Raw genomic sequence first — 20,322 nt, 5'->3', positions numbered from 1 at the left:
GTAAGGCTTTTTTTTATGCTCTAAAATTAAGTTTAATTATGGCGTTACCCAAAGGGTCAGGTTATCCGTTATATCTTTTTTTGCCATATATGGCAGCAAAAAAAGGATGCCACTACTACCCTTAACGCAAAAAAACAGTTATTTGAAATTTCAAATAACTGTTTTTTTATTATAATACTATTCTTATTACTGTCTTTGTGGACCACCACTAGTAATAAAGAATTGACTTCTTCTGTTAAGTTGGTGATCTTCTTCACTACAAGGGTCACAGTTTATAGCTGGTTCTGTTTCTCCACGTCCTGAAGCGCTAATTCTATTAGCAGCAATACCTTTAGATATAATGTACTGTATTGTTGTCTGTGCACGTCTTTCTGATAATTTTTGGTTGTAATTATTTGACGCTCTAAAGTCTGTGTGTGATGTTGCTTGAATAACCATGTCTGGATACTTATTCATTACTTGTACTAAGTTATCTAACTCAAAAGCTGCACGTGCTGTTATGTTTGATTTATCATAATCAAAGTAGATTGGATTAAGTACTACACGTTCTTGTGGTACAACAATCTTCTCGATTGGTTTTAATTTAACCGTTACAGCTACTTCTTCTTCATTACTTCCTGCTACAGTTGCTTTGTTACTTTCATAACCTTCCATAGTGACTTGTAATTCTGTGTCTGTTTCACACTCTACAATATATTCTACCTGTCCATCTGCGTTTGCAGGTTTAGACGCTAATACGTTTCCGTTTGCATCTACTAAACTGGTTAATGCACCTACTAATGGAGTTCCTGTTTTTTCGTCTAAAACGGTTCCTACTATTAATACATCACATAAGGGTTGTAGTTTTTTTATAGCATAAATATCATCACTTCCTTGCCCTCCTTCTCTGTTTGAAGATACAAATCCTTCTCCTGTCTCTTCATTCATGTTAAATGCAAAGTCATCTCCATTACTGTTAATTGGGATACCTACGTTACGGATTGGTGCTATTTTACCATCTATCTCTTTTGTGTAAAACACATCCATTCCTCCTAGTCCTAAATGTCCTGTTGATGAGAAGTATAAGGTGTTGTTACTACTTATGTATGGAAACATCTCTTGTCCTTCTGTGTTTACTTTTTGACCCATGTTTACTGGTGTCCCAAGGTTTCCGTTGTTGTCTAATGATGCTTTGTAGATATCAAAGTTTCCAAAACCTCCTGGCATATCACTTGCAAAGTAAATGGTACGTCCATCTGCACTAATGGTTGGGTTTTTAATCGAGTAGTTTCTGCTGTTTAATGGCAAGGCTTCTACTTGTGAAAATCCTTCACTTCCTTTATTGGCTTTAAATAAGTGTAATACACTATATTTTGTGTTAGATAAACTGTCTTTTTCATAAATGTTTTCAAAGAAACTTTCTCTTGAAAAAAACATGGTTTTTCCATCTGGTGTAAAACTAGTAACACCTTCATGATATTTTGTGTTTATATCTTTATCTAAAAGTGTTTCACCTTGATAGGTTCCATCGTCTGCTAAAGTATACTCGTAAATATCTAAAAATGGTTCTTCGTTCCATCCGTAGTTTTTTCTACTTGCATTTCTAGACGAGGTAATGTATAATTTTCCGTCTTGAAGTGTTCCTCCAAAGTCTGCATTAGCACTATTAAGTGGTAAGCTTTGTACGTTAAACTTTTTTCCTTTGTCTAATATTTTTGATAAATATTCTGGATTGGCTTTGTATAATACTGCACGCTCATCTGCTGGACGCATAGATGCAAATTTATCCATCTGTACGTTAGAGACTGCATACTTCCCGTTTGCTTTTAGCATTTCTGAGTATTTCCAAAGCATTTCTGGTTCTGATGCTCCAGACTCTATTGCTTTTGCATACCATTTTTCTGCTTCGACTGTACTAAAAATATTGTAGTTTGCTTCTGCTATTTTAGAATAGATATAAGTATCTCCTTGTCCTTTATCAATAAGCTTATTATAGGCTGCTATAGCATCTACAAATTCAAATTTAGAAAATAGTTTATCTGCTTTTTTGGTCGCATTACTTTGAGCAAATACGCTAGTACTGCTTATTAATGTGGCTAGTATAAATAGTTGTATTTTTTTCATTGTCTTGGTTAGCTTATGGATTAGAAATAACGTGGTGAACGTGATACTTTTCTTGGTAAATTGATATCAAAATTGATAAATATCTCGTGTGATGAATTGGTCACTACATCTAATTGCGATTGGATGCTGTCATACGCATAACCTATTCTTAAATTTGGTGCAACTAAAAAGTTAATCATACCACTAAACGAATCGTCTAAACGGTAACCTGCTCCTACTTCTACAAAGTTGTACATAAATAGGTTTAAATTAACATCAAAACTAATAGGTGCATCAAATGCTACTTTAGCTAAAGCGTGTGGCTTTAACTTGAAGTTTTCTGATAGATCAAAAACATATCCTGCTGCTCCAAAAAAGTGCTGCGTTTCTGATCCTATCTTAAATCCATTGGCATCTAAGTGTACCGAGTTTAAAATATTTGGCATCGATGCTGAGATATAAAACTTATTAGGCTTATAAAAATATAATCCTGCTCCAATGTTTGGAGTGACTTCATTAATGTTTTGTGAGAAAAATGGATCACTAGGATCTATTAAATCTAATCCTACAAGTCCAATATCATGAAACGTTGCTCCTGCTTTTAAACCAAATGCTAATTTAGTACCTGTTCCTACTGGTAAGGTATAAGAGAAGTCTACATAAGCATTAGTCTCGCTTACTGGTCCTACGTCATCACTAATTAAAGAGAATCCTAAACCTACATTTTTTCCTACTGGAGAGTGGATGGCTAGAGTACCTGTGGTTGGTGCTCCTTCTAATCCTACCCATTGACTTCTGTATAATGCACCTATGGCAACACCATCAAAAGAACCTGCATAAGCTGGATTAACAACATTCATGTTATACATGTATTGCGTGTATTGTGGATCTTGTTGGGCTTGTACACCTATAAAAACTAGGAATACGATATATACTATTTTTTTCATCTGTTATTTTGTTGGTTTACTAGTTAGTTTATCTGTTTATATATACCCAAGCGGCTTTTGTTTTTGTTCCTTGATATTTCATAACGTAATAGTAGGTTCCTACTGGTAGCATATCGCCATCATTAGATTGTCCTCCCCATTCCATTGAGTAGTTTTCTTTTGAATAGACTAAACGACCATTACGGTTATAGATTTCTAAGGTTTGTACGTCATAACTACTTAAATCAAAGTTGTCATTAATACCATCTCCATTTGGTGATATACCTTGTGGAATAACACAAGTCTCTAACTCGTCAACAAACACATCTGTTGTACTTGCACAGCCTGTATCATTAAAGGTAACTTCTATACTATAGGTTCCTTGTGTTAATACGGTTGGTAAGTCTAAACTTGTTTGTCCTGGCACTTCTACACCTTCATTATACCACTTAATACTAACTTCACTTTCTGTATAGTTTACAGCCTCTGCTGTTACTATAATTGGTACTGTGGCGTTTGGACATACCTCGTAAACAATATCTGTTGGGAAGGTCGTCTCTGGTGTAATTCCAAAATATAAATCAAACATTGACGTTTCAAAACAACCTGTTGTCATGTTTTCTGCTCTAACATAAATGGTTGTCGCACCTGACATATAGTTTACTGGATCTGCAATAGCTCCTGTACTAGATTCTGCATCTGCTAAATCTAAATAGTAAGTAAATGCTAAATCTGTTTGCCCATTGGCTAATAACATCTCATTTGTGGTTAAATCATAATCCGAAATACCATCATCATCATTATCACAGCCTAAAATGTCGTCTGGTAAACCTAATAGTGGTTTAGGTAAAACACTTAAGTTAAAGAACGTGGTTTTAAAACATCCTGTTGCAATGTTTTCTACTCTAATATAAATTGTACCTCCAGCAGAAGTATATGTAGTTGGTGTAGCAATTGGGCTTGTACCATCTAAAGCGTCTTGTTCTGTTTCATGATAAGACACAACAACTCCAGTTTGACCTCCAATAGTTGTAGCTTCAAACTCAGTAAGGTCAAAAGTAGCATTACCAGTTCCATCATCACAAGATTCTAAATCTAAAGGTTGTGTTGCATTTGGTGTTGTATTAACTACTAAGCTATAGTTAGTATTTGTAGAAGCACATCCAGACATAGAACCAACCGCATCAACATCTTCTGCCCTAACATAAATTGTAGTTCCATCTACAGCTGTATAAGGTGATGTTAATGGATTCATTCCTGATTGAGCATCAGCAAGATTAGCATAATAAGTGATTACAAAATCAGTTGATGATTGAGTACCTAAAATAGTTGCAGTTTGAGATTCTAAATCAAAAACTCCATTTCCACTTCCATCATCACAAACTTCTAAAGCTGGAGCTTGTTGGGCAGTTGCAGCGTCAAAGAAATTAATATCAGCAATTAAAGAAGAAGTAAAATCAGCACAAATTCCACCACCAACTATACATTGGTATTGTCCAGATTGTGTAGCAGTAAACGTTGGAGTATTAACTCCATTTTGATAAATTCCGTCTACATACCAATCATAAGAATCTACAGTATATGCAGTATCAGCAGTCAATAAAACAGAAGTATATCCACATAAGTCTATATCATCACTTGATCCATCTGGAGCAGATAAACCTTGCTCTATTACTATTCCGTCATAATCTAAAGTTACATCACAAACAACATCACAATTGATTCCGTTAACTGGTCCACTATCCATAGAGAAAGTATATGTACCATCTGATCCGTTAAAATTTGTAATTAATATAACATAAACAGAATCTGCTGGAGCTCCTGTTATAGTTACAGTCTCTGTAGCTGTTGCAGAATAACTACAATCTTCAATATTTTGAGATAATAAATCAAAACATCCAGCGTCTTGAGCAGAGAATGGTCCCCAAACAATAAAGTCAATATCAATTAAATTACCTGTTAACGATGTTTGCTCTAAAGTGAAAGAATAATCTCCAGCTAAATCTACGTTAATAGTATTCCAATAAGGATTAGGTTGAGACCCTAAGCAATCATAATCTAAATAAAATGGTGCTGTAGAACCATCCGAAACATTTGGAAATGGATCTGGTAAGTCTGGACAAATAGGTAATGCATCCGTACAATATGTAGGGATACCTAAAGTTTGAATACATAAATCAAATGTTATAGATGTAGAATCACTACCTGCAGAGAATACTCTAATATAATATGTATTACCTATAACTAATGCTGGTGTCAAACTAAAATCATCTGTAGTACAATACATTTGAGTCAAGTTATTACAATTTGTACCTTCATATAATGCGTGATCTACATTAAATCCTCCAACAACATTTTGAATTTGAATTATTTGTTGATCACCAACTGCTGTAAACTCAAACCATACATCATCATCTGCGTTAGTTGTACAAGTACCATTAGGTACTCCTGAATCAGTAGCTTCAATTAAAGTACCAGAAGTTATTACAGTACAAGATTCGTCAGGATTAACTAGTGCAACTGTAGCACTACATGGATTATCATTTACTGGTGGGCAAGCTGCTAATGAAATAGATTGACTATTTATAACACAATTAATATCTTGTTCATTTGAAACTGTAAAATCAATAGGTGTATTAAATGGATAAGGTCCAAACTGCGTTACTCCTGTAGCAGAAACACTAACTGGTGTACTACCTTGATTGTCTACTATTGATAATGAAGTAGCATCACCTAAAGATGTGATATCTACATCAACTAAGAATTGATTTCCATTTGCACAATCATCTACAACTACAAAAGTAGCAGTTGGATTAATACAAGTAGCACATGAGACCGTTAAGTTAATAGACGGATAACCATTGCCTTGACAGTTAACACTTCCATCTGATTGTACTTGAAAAGAAATAGTACCACCTGTAGATTGAAAGGTTAACCCACTTATCTGACCTGCTGCACCATATGGTGTAGCTACATTTAAATCTGTAATACCATCTGAATCTAGTACAATTACTTCATCAAAATTATTTTCTACTTGACCTGCGTTAATTGTTAAATTAAGAGGTGTACCATCTGTACTACTAAAAGTAAATACGTTTGTATCATTATTATCGTAGCAATAGCTTATTGTTTGAGGTCCATCAACAGCACAATCTAAAGTAAAGTTAAATTGTAATAATGTTGAAAAGTTAAATGGTCCAGCCCATACACTAGTATCTGCTCCACAAATAGCTTGTACATATACTTCATAATCTGTTGCTGGTGATAGTCCAGTTTCAGATACTGTTGTTGTGCTAACTGTTGTTCCAGAAGTTGGTGTTCCTGTTCCTGCTGGTTGTATTACATAATTCCATTGTGTTTCTGGTTCACTTGGTGTCCAAGAAATATCTGCGGATGTTTCTGTTATACTTGTTGCTGTTATATTTGATGGTGCAATACAAAAATTACCACAAGTCTCTACACGTACTTGATCAATAGACATATCACCTTCAAATCCACTTCCTTCTCCACCATAGCTAAATTCTACATAAATAACTTGTCCTAAATAGGCGTCTAAGTTAATTCCTATTGGTACCCAAGCTTCATCTGCTGTTGTTTGATAGTCTCCTATCCAAGTATATTCTGGAGTAAATGGTCCTGTTTGAGAGGTACTAACACCTACATTTAAAGTTCCCAAATTATCTCCAAAAGCATGCATCCAAAATGATAATTCTGCACCATCTACTGCAGTAGATAAATCTATTGCTGGAGAGATTGCAGATGCAATTGCTGTAGAGTTTCCTGAAGCTTCATACTCTAGGTGCATTCCTGGGTTTGTATCCCAAGTGACGTTTGGTCATGTACCACCAGAGTTTCCGTTTTCTGCAGTGATATCCCAATTTCCATTAGAACCATCAAAACCAGTTCCTGTCCATCCTGCTGGGTCTGTATTAGTATCTGTTCCAAAATCTTCTGTAAACACAAAAGTTGATGTACCACTTGCACAAGTAACTCCTACTGGTGCTGGAGGTGGTGTATTAAGTGTTGTAAAGTTTACTGGTCCTGCCCACACACTCATTCCATTACCACAATCGGCTAGAATGTACACCTCATAAACTGTACTAGCTGTTAAGCTCATTGCTGTGTAAGGGTTAGTTGTAATTGCTGTTCCTGGACCTGTTGGTGTTCCAGTTCCTGCTGGTTGTACTACAATTTCCCAAGCTGTTTCTGCATTATTAGCTGTCCAAGAAATATTTGCAGAAGTATCTGTTATAGTATCAACAATAATTCCTGTTGGTGCTACACAAAAATTACCACAAGTCTCTACACGTACTTGATCAATAGACATATCACCTTCAAATCCACTTCCTTCTCCACCATAGCTAAATTCTACATAAATAACTTGTCCTAAGTAAGCATCTAAGTTAATTCCTATTGGTACCCAAGCTTCATCTGCTGTGGTTTGATAGTCTCCTACCCAAGTATATTCTGGAGTAAATGGTCCTGTTTGAGAAGTACTAACACCTACATTTAAAGTTCCCATATTGTCTCCAAAAGCATGCATCCAGAATGATAATTCTGCACCATCTACTGCAGTAGATAAATCTATTGCTGGAGAGATTGCAGATGCAATTGCTGTAGAGTTTCCTGAAGCTTCATACTCTAGGTGCATTCCTGGGTTTGTATCCCAAGTGACGTTTGGTCCTGTACCACCAGAGTTACCGTTTTCTGCTGTAATATCCCAATTTCCATTAGAACCATCAAAACCAGTTCCTGTCCATCCTGCTGGATTAGTATTAGTATCTGTTCCAAAATCTTCTGTAAACAGAAATGTTGATGCACCACTTGCACAAGTAACTCCTACTGGTGCTGGTGGTGGTGTATTAAAGGTTGTAAAGTTTATAGGTCCTATCCAATTACTAAATCCGTCTGCTCCACAATTTGCTCTTACATAAACTTCATAAGCTGTACTTGGTGTTAATCCAGTTGCTGGATAAGGTGCGTTTAAAGTAGTAACAACACCATCTGTTGTTGGTGTTCCTGTTCCTGCTGGTTGTACCCATATTTGCCATTCTGTTTCTGATCCTCCTATGTTCCATGTAACATCTGCTGTACTATCTCCTGTTGTAACAGCAGCTAATCCAGTAATATCTGGACAGGTTGGAGGTGCTTGAGATGTTACTGTTGGAGAGTTCATGCAAAATCCCCATCCCCAAATGCCACCATCATCATAAAAAAGACGGTATTTAAATCCTGATAATTGACTTGATGTAAATCCTGCAATATTTAATTGCTCTGATGTATAAGCTTCTGTAGTTCCAGTACAAAAATTATCTGTTGGTGAAGCTGCAGTATCTGCTTGTATTGGTGGTCCCCAAGGATTCCATGTGCCAGCATCTGCATCCCAATATTCTGCTCCAATGCTATCTGCTCCAATCCAATTAAATACATAATCAAAATCTACAAATAACCATGTTTCTCCTGCTGTTGATGCTGCAGTCAAATCAATAACTGGTGATTCTGCTTGAATGGCATCTGTATTACCATTTCCAGAATCATCATCATCAAATGAAAAATTTGCTGTTAAGGTTGGATCTGCTTCAAATGCAGCTGGATCTGTATTATATGTTCCTGTGACTAACCAATTGGTATTTGGCCAGTTTGCTGGCTCATTGATTACTTGAGCTTGAATAATGATACTGAATAATAGTAAAATTATTAATGTAGTTTTTTTCATTTTGAGGAATAGTTAATTAATTTAGTCTTCTAAACTAAAAAAAAAACAACTTGTAAAATAGATAAGAATGTTATAATAGATTAACGACCTTAATTACCGACAAAAAGTGTTAATTATGAAACAAGTTTAACTAATAAAAAACTAAGGAGCTGGGTTTGGAATTATAGCATGTATTTTATTGATCTCTTCTAAAATAGAATCTGATAAATCTAAATTAACACTTTCAATATTTTCTTTAAGCTGACCTAGGTTAGTTGCTCCAATAATATTACTTGTTACAAAAGGTCTTTGATTAACAAAAGCTAAAGACATTTGAGCTAAAGACATATTATTTTGTTCTGCTAATTCTAAATACTTTTTAGTAGCTAAAGTAGATTGCTCACTACTGTATCTTGCAAATCTTGGAAAGAGTTTTAAACGTGCATTATCTGCAGCAGTGTTTTTTACATATTTCCCAGAAAGCACTCCAAAAGCCATAGGAGAATACACTAATAAACCAATGTTTTCACGAAGTGATACTTCTGCCATATCACCTTCAAAAACTCTATTTAAAAGTGAATAGGCGTTTTGTATTGTAATTGGTCTTGGTAAATTGTTACTTTTAGATTCTTGAAGATAACGCATGGTTCCCCAAGCTTTTTCGTTTGAAATTCCAATTTCTCTAATCTTACCTTCTTTTTTTACTTCGTTTAAAGTCTCTAAAATTTCTTTAAAATTATCCTTCCAAGGGTCAGCTGAATCATGTTTATAATCTCTAATTCCAAACATATTAGTATGTCTTTCTGGCCAATGTAATTGATATAAATCTATATAATCTGTTTGAAGTCTTTTTAGCTCTAATTCTACAGCTTCTTTGATAGCAGATTTTGAAAACCCTGTTGTACGTATGTGTGCGGTATAATCTCCAGTCCCTGCAATTTTTGATGCTATTACAAGTTCTTCTCTTTTTTTGTTTTTTAACCAATTACCAATTATTGTACTGGTTTTACCAGATAATTCTGCTGTTGCTGGAACAGGATACAACTCTGCTGTGTCAATAAAATTTACTCCATTTTCTGTTGCAAAATCTAATTGCGCATGTCCTTCTGTTTCTGTGTTTTGGTTACCAAACGTCATGGTACCTAAACAAATTTTACTAACTTTTATATCTGTATTTGGGAGTGTTGTGTATTTCATGATTGGTTGCTAATTTTATTTTCAAAGATAAAAAAGACCTTTGGTTTAATTTTAAATCCAAAGGTCAAATATTTGTTAAGGTTTGTGTTAGGGATTACTCATTCATATAATTTAGAAAGAAGTCGTGAGTGCTTCGCAATTGAGCGATCTGTTTGAGCTACTCAAAGAGAGCGAGTAGTAAAAGCCTGCCCCTTGTAGTAACGCACAAATTTTAATTATTTAAAAGATTTGAAATTTTATCCAATTTTGGCGTTAAAATAACTTCTATACGTCTGTTTTTTGCTTTTCCTTCTGGAGTTGTGTTTGATGCGATTGGTGTATACTCACCACGTCCTGCAGCAGTTAAATTATCTGCTTTAATATTTGCATTTTCTTGTAGTATTGAAACGATTGCAGTTGCACGTTTTGTGGATAAATCCCAATTGTCTTTAATGTTTCCGTTTGGAGAATATGGTGCATTATCTGTATGTCCTTCTATTAGTACCGCTATTTCTGGATTATCTCCTAAAACGACAGCTAATTGTTGGACTGCTTGACGACCTTGTGTGCCTACTGCCCAACTACCTGATTGGAATAATAGTTTGTTTTCCATAGACACATATACCTTTCCATTGCGTTGCTCAACCGTTAAGCCTTTACCTTCAAAGTCTGTTAATGCACTTGATATTGCATTTTTTAATGTTGTCATTTCTGCTTCTTTAGCTGCTATGATACTTTCTAAATCTGCTACGCGTTGAGAACGTGATTCTAATTGGTTTTTTAATTGTTGTAAACGTGCGTTTTCTGCTGCTAAAGCTTGTTCTTTTACTTCTAATTGGGCTAATAACTCCCTGTTTTTTTGAGTATTTGCAGCAATAACTGAGCTGCTATTTGTGTCTAACGCATCATAGGATGCTTTTAAATTGTCATACTTGCTTTTTGTTGCTGCATAGTCTGATTCTAATTGATTTTTTCTTGCTAAAGCATCATCATATTTTGATGCTAATTCTGTTAAATCGTTTACCAAACTATTTTTTAAGTCTAACAATTCTTGATTGTCTTTAGTTAAGTTTTTATTTTCTTTTTTAAGATTAGCGTATTTACTTTCTAATTCTTTATAAACCTTTGGTGACACGCAACTGTTTAAAAATAGAGCTAATGTTATAATTGTAATTATGTTTTTCATTTTTATTATTTTTTAAGCTCTACCAAAATTGGGCAATGATCACTATGTACAGCTTCTGTTAATATAACTGCTCTTTTTATTTTTTGTTGTAGTGGTTCTGTAACCATTGCGTAATCCAAACGCCATCCTTTATTATTTGCTCTGGAATTAGCACGATAACTCCACCATGAATATTCTTGACGTTCTGGATTTAAGTGTCTAAATGAATCTATAAATCCACTTTCTATAAAGTTTCCTAACCACTCACGTTCTTCTGGTAAAAACCCAGAAACACCTTTCATTTTTGGGTTATGAATATCTATTGCTTCATGACAAATATTATAATCTCCACAAATGACTAGATTTGGAATTTTGGTTCTTAATTCATTTAAATAATTATGAATCTGATCCATGTAATTAAATTTAAAATCTAGCCTTGCTTGGTTTGTTCCAGAAGGTAAGTACATACTCATTACAGACACATTATCGTAATCAACACGAAGGTTACGACCTTCAAAATCCATAGTTTCTATTCCTGTACCATACTCTACATGGTTTGGTTTTGTTTTACACAAAACTGCCACACCACTATACCCTTTTTTTTGTGCACTAAACCAATAGTTGTAATTATAACCTGCATCTTTAAATAGATCTAAATCTAATTGTTCTTCCATTGCTTTTATCTCTTGTAAACAGATTACATCTGGATTAGCACTTTGAAGCCATTCTATAAAACCTTTCTTGATTGCTGCACGTATTCCGTTTACGTTATATGAGATAATTTTCATGTGTTAGATTTTTATTGTTTTTTTTATATGTCACATGCAGTTCGCTATTAACCATTTCTTCAAACAATAAGGTTTTTAGCATGCTTGTTTCATGATAATTAAATTAGTTTCTGCTAAATTAAATAATGCTTTACTTTTACAAGATGAATTACCACCTTTTTACTCAAAAAATATTAACAAAATAAACTGGTGATTCTGGTGTTATAGTTATAGATGAAATTAACCTTTACATGTTTTCTTTTTCTCTTTGGTGTTTTTGCGGTTGCGCAAGAACATTCTAATGACTTAAAACAGAAAACAGTAGCTCTGTCAAACACTATCATAATTGACAGTGTAAGTATTAATAGTGATGGTTTTAAAATTGAATTAAAAGATAAAACCGTTTTAAATAGTACATATTACTCAGTCGATTTTGGTGCATCCTTAATTACCTTTTTAAAACCTATTGAAGCCGATTCTGTAATTATTAACTATAAAAGCTACCCTGAATTTTTAACTAAAACTTACACACAATTTGATAAACGTGTTATTGTTGAAAACACAGATAACATTAACAAGCTAATTAAATTAACCCAAGCTAATACTAATCAAACATACACACCTTTTGATGGCTTAACAACCTCAGGTAGTATTAGTCGTGGAGTGACTATTGGTAATAATCAAAACTCGGTTTTAAATAGCGAACTAGATTTACAAATTACAGGAAAACTTAACGACAAAGTATCTCTTAGAGCAAGTATCCAAGATGCAAATATACCATTGCAAGAAACAGGGTATTCTCAACGTTTAGACGAGTTTGACCAAGTTTTTTTAGAGCTATTTTCTGACGATTGGGCTATTAGAGCTGGAGATATTGATTTGCTAAACAATCAATCTTATTTTGCGTCTTTTACCAAACGTGTACAAGGTTTACAGATTAAAGCTAATTTTGGTGATGACACACAACAAACCAACGTTTTTGCATCTGGAGCTTTAGTGCGTGGACAATTTACTAACTACCAATTTACAGCTCAAGAAGGTAATCAAGGTCCATATAAATTACAAGGTCCAAATGGCGAATTATTTGTGCTAATTGTATCTGGTAGCGAAACCGTTTATGTTAATGGTAGTGCCTTAAAACGTGGCGAAAACGAAGACTATATTATTGATTATAATGCTGGCGAAATCATCTTTAATTCAACATTTCCTATTACTTCAGAAATGCGTATTAGTGTTGATTTTCAGTTTTCAGAGCGGGATTATTCTAGAATTATAGCTTTTGGTGGTGGGAACTATAAAAGTGAAAAATTAAAAATAGGCGCATCTGTTTATTCTGAAAACGATTCTAAAAACAACCCTTTACAACAAAATCTATCAGAAACACAAGCACAAATTTTAAGTCAAGCTGGAGATGACACCCAACAAATGGTATCTCCTTCCGAAGTTGCTGAAGCTTATAATGAAAACCGCATTTTATATAAAAAAGAATTATTTAATGGTGAAGATATATATGTCTTTTCAAATAATCCGGATGATGACTTATACAGCGTCACCTTTACTTTAGTTGGTGATAATCTTGGCGATTATATTTTAACCTCAACCAATGCAATTAATAATATTTATCAATTTGTTGCTCCTATTTCTGGAGTAAAACAAGGTAATTATGCTCCAATTGTACAATTAGTAGCTCCAACCCTATTACAGATTGCTATTGTAAATGGCGAATACAATCCATCAGAAAAAACAAATGTCTTATTTGAAATTGCTGCAAGTAAAAATGACCTTAATTTATTTTCTGGTATTGACGATGCAAACAATACTGGTTTAGCAAGTAAATTAACCATTGAACAAGCCCTTATTAAAAACGATAGCTTATGGAATGTTAATGCTTTTGTTGATGCAGATTATTTACAACAAGATTTTAAAACCATACAACGTTTATATGCTCCAGAATTTAATAGAGATTGGAATTTAAGTCAAACAAATTCCAGTTTACTAAACACTAATTTAGGCAATCAAAGCCTTATTTCTGGAGGCTTTAAAGGCTTTCATTATAAAAAAGGAAGTATAAACTATAACTTTCAGCATTTAAATTACTCAGAAAATTTTAATGGAAACAAACATAACTTAACAGCAAATTTAAACCTTGACAAGCTTAGATTATCTACTACAACTAGTGTTTTAAAAGCTAATGGAAGTCAGAACACTTCCAAATTTTTTAGAACCTATAATAAAGCTATTTATGCTTTAGACAAACAATGGTTTGGTGCTGGATTTTCTGCTGAAGAAAACAAAGAACGTGTCATCCAAACAGAACAGTTTACTGATTTAACCCAACGTTTTACAGCTTACGAAGCCTTTACAGGGATTGGAGATAGCACAAAAATATTTGCAGAAATAGGTTACAAATACAGAGTAAACGATAGTTTACGAGTTAATAAACTTGATCGGGTTAATAGTTCTAACACCTACTATTTGGATAGTCGATTACTAAAAAATAACAAAACTAATTTGTCATTATACGTCAACTACAGAACATTAAAAAACGAGGACGATACTAAAGACAACGAAAACTCATTAAACTCTAGATTGTTATTTAGCCAACGCTTTTTAAAAAATGGTATCCTATGGAATACTGCTTTTGAAACCAATTCTGGAACACTACCTCAACAAGATTTTACTTATGTACAAGTAGAACCTGGACAAGGTGCTTATACTTGGATTGATTATAACACAAACGGAATACAAGAATTAGAAGAATTTGAAATTGCACAATTTTCAGATCAAGGCGAATATATTAGAGTACTGCTTCCTAATCAAGTGTATATTAAAACACATCAAAATAGACTAAGTCAAACACTAACGTTAAATCCAATTAATTGGGTAAATTCCACTAATAAAACCAAAATATTCTTTTCAAAATTTTATAATCAAACAAGCTATTTAATAGACCGTAAAATAAGGCGTGATGGTAATGGTTTTGATATAAATCCTTTTAGACAAGATGAAGAAAACCAGTTAGGTCTAAGTCAAAATTTTAGGAATGTGTTGTTTTATAATCGTGGAAAACAGCATTACACAACCTCTTACACCTATCTAACCAATCGTTCTAAAAACGCACTTAGTTTTGGTTCAATTTCGAATGAATTAAAAAGTCATCAGCTTAATTTTAATCATAAATTTGGAGGAAGTTGGCTATTTACTTTAAACACTGCTTTAGAGCAACAATTTAGTGAAAGCGAAAATTTTAGTAGTAAAAATTTTGATATTGACACTGAAAAATTCAACCCCAAACTGTCTTATTTATTAAACAGCAATGTACAATTTGATGTATTTTATCAATACACAACAAAAACTAATACTATTGGAGACTTAGAAACATTACAACAACAAAAATACGGAGTGTCATTTGCATTATCGCCAAAAGACAATGCTCAAGTTGGAGCTATTTCTGGCGAGTTTAATTTTTTTAATAATACTTTTAAAGGTAATGCTAACAGTCCAGTTGCTTATCAAATACTTGAAGGACTACAACCAGGTAAAAACATGACTTGGACCTTATTAGCACAAAAAAAATTGACTAAATTTTTAGACTTAAACCTATCTTATTTTGGCAGAAAAACAGAAACTAGTAAAACAATACATACTGGGAATGTACAATTAAAAGCATACTTTTAATCACCTAAGTAACATTAGTCACTTAATTACATTTGTTTTTTTGTAAATTAGTACTTCAAATGAGCAAACTATTAGCAATAACGTATTCATTTTTGATACTTATACAAAGTTTCAATATTAACTTAGAAGATATTTCTAAGTTTAGTGCTTTGATGGAACATGCTAGTTTTCATAAAGAAATGTATGGTGATACTTTTTTTGAATTTTTAGCCGAACATTATGGAGATGCAAAAGATGACCATGAAAACGATCATGAAGAACATGACGATTTGCCTTTTAAAGACAATCATCACCTCTGTTCTCATGTTAACACATCTTTTATAAACGTTTCCTTTTCTTTTGATTTTAATTATCAAGAATTTATTGAAATTCCTTTTAATTTCTTTTATAACGACACGTTTTCTTCTTTCGAAAAAACCACTATTTTTCAACCACCCAAACACGCATAATTCAATTTAGATCTTAATCCTGTTTACTTAAAATAGGCATTTATTATTTCTTAATTATTATGAATTATGTTAGAAAACATTATCAAATTCAGCTTAAAAAACAAGCTGATTATTTTCCTTTTCACAGCCTTTATTGTAGGCTTTGGTATTTTCTCATTAACCAAAATACCAATTGGTGCTGTTCCAGATATTACCAATAACCAAGTTCAGGTTATTACCACATCGCGTAATTTATCTACGCAAGACGTAGAGCAATTTATAACCTATCCTGTGGAGCTTGAAATGGCTAATTTACCAGGTGTTGAAGAGATTCGTTCTGTTTCCAAATTTGGCTTATCTGTGGTAACCATCGTTTTTAATGACGACATGGGAACCTTTTTACCAAGACAACTTATTGCTGAAAAAATAAAATCGGCTTCCGAGAAAATACCAGAAGGTTTCGGAACTCCAGAAATGGGACCAATAACTACTGGTTTGGGTGAAATTTACCAATACATTTTAGATGTAAAACCTGGTTACAAAAGCAAATATTCCACAACCGATTTACGTACCATCCAAGATTGGATTGTAAAACGTCAATTGTCAGGAATTCCTGGAGTGGTTGAAGTGAATACTTGGGGAGGATTTTTAAAGCAATACGAAGTTGCTATAAACCCAAACAAACTAACTGCAATGAATATTTCTATTGCAGAAATTTACAATGCTTTAGAAAAAAACAACAGTGTTTCTGGTGGTGGTTATATCGAAAAAAATGACAAAGCTTTTTTTATTCGTGGCGAAGGTTTGGTAGGCTCTTTGGAAGATATTAAAAACATAGTCGTTAAAAATGATGGCTCACCAATTTACATTAAAGATGTTGCTATTGTTGGCTTTGGAAGCGCTACGCGTTTTGGAGCCATTACAGGAAATGGAGAAGGCGAAAAAGTATTAGGACAAATAATGATGCTTAAAGATGGTAACTCTAAAGAAGTTATTGACACTGTAAAAGAACGCGTGGCATCCATTCAAAGTACATTGCCAGAAGGTGTTTATATTAATGGTTTTTTAGAACGAAGCGAACTGATTGGAAAAACCACATTTACCGTTGCCGAAAACTTAATTCTAGGCTCTTTAATTGTCATTTTTGTGGTGGTTTTACTACTTGGTAATTGGCGTTCTGGTTTAGTGGTTGCTTCGGTTATTCCTTTAAGTTTATTGTTTGCAATAATTTTAATGCGTCAATTTGGTGTCGATGCTAATTTAATGAGTTTAGGTGCTATCGATTTTGGAATTATCATTGATGGAGCAGTTATTATTGTCGAGTTTATTGCGTTTCAAATTATGTCTAAATCTGCACATCTTTCAGAAATTAATAAAACCGAAAAACAAGCCGAAATTGACCAAATAACACTAAAAAGCGCATCAAAAATGATGAATTCAGCCATTTTTGGGCAATTAATCATATTAATCGTGTTTATTCCAATTCTATCTTTAAGTGGTATTGAAGGCAAAATGTTTAAACCTATGGCAATGACTTTCAGCTTTGCTTTAATAGGAGCAATGATTTTATGTTTAACCTATGTTCCAGTGGTCTCATCGTTGTTTTTAAAACCAAGTAAACAGTCTGCAAAAAACATTTCGGTTAGACTAATGCACTTTTTAAATAAAGGCTACCAACCTATTATTAATTGGGCTTTATCTAACAAAAGAATAGTAGTTGTATTGTCTGCAATTTTACTAGCGACTAGTGTTTGGGTTTTTAGTAAAATGGGAGGCGAATTTGTACCCACTTTAGACGAAGGCGATTTTGTTATTCAACCTGTTTTAAAAACTGGAACTTCACTTGGAAAAACGATAGAAATCACAACAAGAATTGAACAAGTGCTTCTGGAAAATTTTCCTGAAGTAGACCAAGTAGTCACACGTATTGGTGCTGCTGAAGTTCCTACAGATCCAATGTCTATGGAAGAAAGTGATGTGATTATTAAACTGAAACCTAAAAAAGAATGGACATCTGCACATAGTAAAGATGCATTAGCAGATAAGTTCAAGGAAGCTTTAACCGTAATTCCAGGAATGGAAGTAGAATTCACCCAACCTATAGAAATGCGATTTAACGAGCTAGTTACTGGTGTTCGTGCAGATGTTGCGATTAAACTTTTTGGGGAAAACTTAACCGTTTTAGCTAATAAAGCAGATGAAATAAAAAGACTTATTGAAAATGTGGAAGGCGCTGCTGATATTTCAGTAGAAAAAGTAGAAGGCTTACCACAAATGAGTGTGAAATTCAACAGAAGTAAAATTGCGCGTTACGGACTTAATATTTCCGATTTAAACGATGTTATTTCCATGGGATTTGCTGGTAAAACAGCAGGAAGTGTTTTTGAAGGTGAAAAACGTTTTGACTTAGTACTTCGACTTCAAGAAAATAATAGAAAAAACATGGAAAGCCTTCAAAACCTCTATGTCGATACACCAAGTGGAAATAAAGTTCCACTTAGCGAATTAGCAGAAATTAGCTATACAACTGGTCCTGCTCAAATTTCTCGAGACGACACCAAACGTCGTATTGTAGTTGGTATTAACGTTAGAAACCGAGATTTACAATCTGTTGTAAACGACGTGCAACACATTATTGAAAGCAAGCTAAAACTACCTGTTGGTTATACTATTACGTATGGTGGACAATTTGAAAACTTACAAAGTGCAAAAGACCGTTTATTAGTTGCAGTACCTGTGGCTTTAGTCTTAATATTTATCCTCCTTTATTTTGCATTTAACTCGGTTAAAGAAGCACTAATTGTGTATTCTGCTATTCCATTATCTGCAGTTGGTGGTATTTTGTTATTATGGATAAGGGACTTACCTTTTAGTATATCTGCTGGTGTTGGATTTATAGCATTATTTGGAATTGCAGTACTAAACGGAATTGTATTAATCGAGCATTTTAAAGAGCTTAAAGCTGAAGGTTTCAGCAATATAAACGAACGTATTAAAAAAGGAACCACAGAACGTTTACGACCAGTTTTACTTACTGCAACAGCAGCAGCTTTAGGGTTTTTACCTATGGCTATTTCTACAAATGCTGGTGCAGAAGTACAACGTCCTTTAGCAACGGTTGTTATTGGTGGTTTATTTACTGCAACTTTACTAACCTTAGTAGTATTACCTGTTTTATATGCTTGGTTTGAAGAAAATAAAGCACTTAAAATGAATAAAAAATCAATAGCTACAATACTTATTTTGCTTTTAACTTTTAGTATTCAAGCGCAAAACAAACCCTTAACTATTGAAGAGACTTTAGCTTTAGCAATTGAAAACAATGCGAATTTAAAAGCTGAAAACTTAAAAATTGACCAATCTAACGCGTTAGTTCGTTCGGCTTTTACGTTTGATAAAACGAGTGTTTATTATAATTATGACGAAAGTAATTTAGCAATAAACAATGAGCCTCTTAAGGTTTTTGGAATCTCACAAGATTTTAAATTTCCAACGGTTTATTTTGCTGAAAAGAAAGTAAACGAATCTAAAGTGAGTTTACAAAAAGCAAATTTTAGTTTGCAATTACAGCAAATAAAAAAACAAGTTTACGCTAATTATTACCAATTAAGTTATGCTAAAAACAAAGCCAAAAATTACAAGTATTTAGACAGCTTATATAAAGATTTTGCACAAAAAGCAAAGCGTCGTTTTGAGTTAGGCGAAACTAATTATTTAGAAATGATTACTGCACAATCCAAACAGAAACAGTTAGAAACACGCTACAAACAATCGCTTCAAGACGTTGTTTTATATAGAGAACAACTTAAAAAAATAGTGCAAGTAGATTCTATAACTATTGAAGATGGTTTGCTTCAAAAACTAGAAATAGCACAATTATCTGCTAATCAGAATGTAGGTTTATCGGTTTTTGATGCGTCTATAAATTATCAAAAAGCACAAACTAAACTAGAAAAACAAAGCATGCTTCCAGATTTAAATGCGGAATATTTTCAAGGTACAAACAGTACTCTAAACGACAATATTAAAGGCTATCAATTGGGCCTTAAAATTCCTATTTTATTTGGTGGTCAACGTTCAAAAATTAAAGCTTCAAAAATTGCACAAGATATTATTGCCGAACAAAAACAAGATTATCAGGCTAAATTAAATGCCGAATATCAATCGTTATTGGCAAAGCTTCAGCAGTACGAAGACGCTATTAATTATTACGAATCGCAAGGAAAAACCCTTTCCGAAGAAATTATAAAAACAGCCAACAGAACCTTTAAAGAAGGTGAGATCGATTTCTTTCAATACATACAAAGTTTAGAGACTGCAAAAGATATTCAGCTTAGCTATTTAGAGCAATTAAATCAATACAATCAAACCGTAATTACCATCAATCACTTAACACTATAAAGAG

Annotated in this window: 10 protein-coding genes; 3 read left to right on the top strand and 7 right to left on the bottom strand. The window is 33.5% G+C overall.

Annotated features, from left to right (window positions below; translation table 11 throughout):
• Positions 1 to 186: 186 nt before the first annotated feature.
• The 7 genes from SJY17_RS05140 to SJY17_RS05110 all read right to left on the bottom strand — a co-directional run bounded on the left by SJY17_RS05140 (position 187) and on the right by SJY17_RS05110 (position 11,832).
• Positions 187 to 2,103, bottom strand: a complete 1,917-nt coding sequence (locus SJY17_RS05140) for an OmpA family protein (RefSeq protein ID WP_397364008.1) — start codon at positions 2,101 to 2,103, stop codon at positions 187 to 189.
• A gap of 20 nt (positions 2,104 to 2,123) precedes the next feature.
• A complete protein-coding gene (locus tag SJY17_RS05135; RefSeq protein ID WP_397364006.1) occupies positions 2,124 to 3,029 on the bottom strand; it encodes a type IX secretion system membrane protein PorP/SprF in 906 nt (301 codons plus the stop codon).
• Between the two features lie 28 nt (positions 3,030 to 3,057).
• Positions 3,058 to 6,813: a gliding motility-associated C-terminal domain-containing protein gene (locus SJY17_RS05130; protein ID WP_397364411.1), complete on the bottom strand. Its 3,756-nt coding sequence runs from the start codon at positions 6,811 to 6,813 to the stop codon at positions 3,058 to 3,060.
• A gap of 30 nt (positions 6,814 to 6,843) precedes the next feature.
• Complete coding sequence (locus tag SJY17_RS05125) at positions 6,844 to 8,724, bottom strand: fibronectin type III domain-containing protein (RefSeq protein WP_397364410.1); 1,881 nt, start codon at positions 8,722 to 8,724, stop codon at positions 6,844 to 6,846.
• Positions 8,725 to 8,865: 141 nt separating this feature from the next.
• On the bottom strand, positions 8,866 to 9,900 hold the full coding sequence (locus SJY17_RS05120) for an aldo/keto reductase (protein WP_397364409.1): 1,035 nt from the start codon (positions 9,898 to 9,900) through the stop codon (positions 8,866 to 8,868).
• Between the two features lie 211 nt (positions 9,901 to 10,111).
• Positions 10,112 to 11,065: an OmpA family protein gene (locus SJY17_RS05115; RefSeq protein ID WP_397364408.1), complete on the bottom strand. Its 954-nt coding sequence runs from the start codon at positions 11,063 to 11,065 to the stop codon at positions 10,112 to 10,114.
• Positions 11,066 to 11,070: 5 nt separating this feature from the next.
• Complete coding sequence (locus tag SJY17_RS05110) at positions 11,071 to 11,832, bottom strand: exodeoxyribonuclease III (protein ID WP_397364407.1); 762 nt, start codon at positions 11,830 to 11,832, stop codon at positions 11,071 to 11,073.
• 213 nt (positions 11,833 to 12,045) lie between these two features.
• Here SJY17_RS05110 and SJY17_RS05105 point away from each other — a divergent pair, with 213 nt between their 5' ends.
• The 3 genes from SJY17_RS05105 to SJY17_RS05095 all read left to right on the top strand — a co-directional run bounded on the left by SJY17_RS05105 (position 12,046) and on the right by SJY17_RS05095 (position 20,318).
• A complete protein-coding gene (locus SJY17_RS05105) occupies positions 12,046 to 15,489 on the top strand; it encodes a hypothetical protein (protein WP_397364406.1) in 3,444 nt (1,147 codons plus the stop codon).
• 59 nt (positions 15,490 to 15,548) lie between these two features.
• On the top strand, positions 15,549 to 15,938 hold the full coding sequence (locus SJY17_RS05100) for a hypothetical protein (RefSeq protein ID WP_397364405.1): 390 nt from the start codon (positions 15,549 to 15,551) through the stop codon (positions 15,936 to 15,938).
• Positions 15,939 to 16,004: 66 nt separating this feature from the next.
• Positions 16,005 to 20,318 carry a CusA/CzcA family heavy metal efflux RND transporter gene (locus tag SJY17_RS05095; protein ID WP_397364404.1) on the top strand — a complete coding sequence of 1,438 codons (4,314 nt, stop codon included), beginning with the start codon at positions 16,005 to 16,007 and terminating at the stop codon, positions 20,316 to 20,318.
• The last annotated feature ends 4 nt before the right edge of the window (positions 20,319 to 20,322 follow it).

It is taken from the genome of Olleya sp. R77988 (assembly GCF_044594215.1).
Classification (GTDB): Bacteria; Bacteroidota; Bacteroidia; order Flavobacteriales; family Flavobacteriaceae; genus Olleya.
The sequence above is the reverse complement of the archived record's forward strand: the minus strand, read 5'-3'. Positions and strand labels throughout refer to the sequence as shown.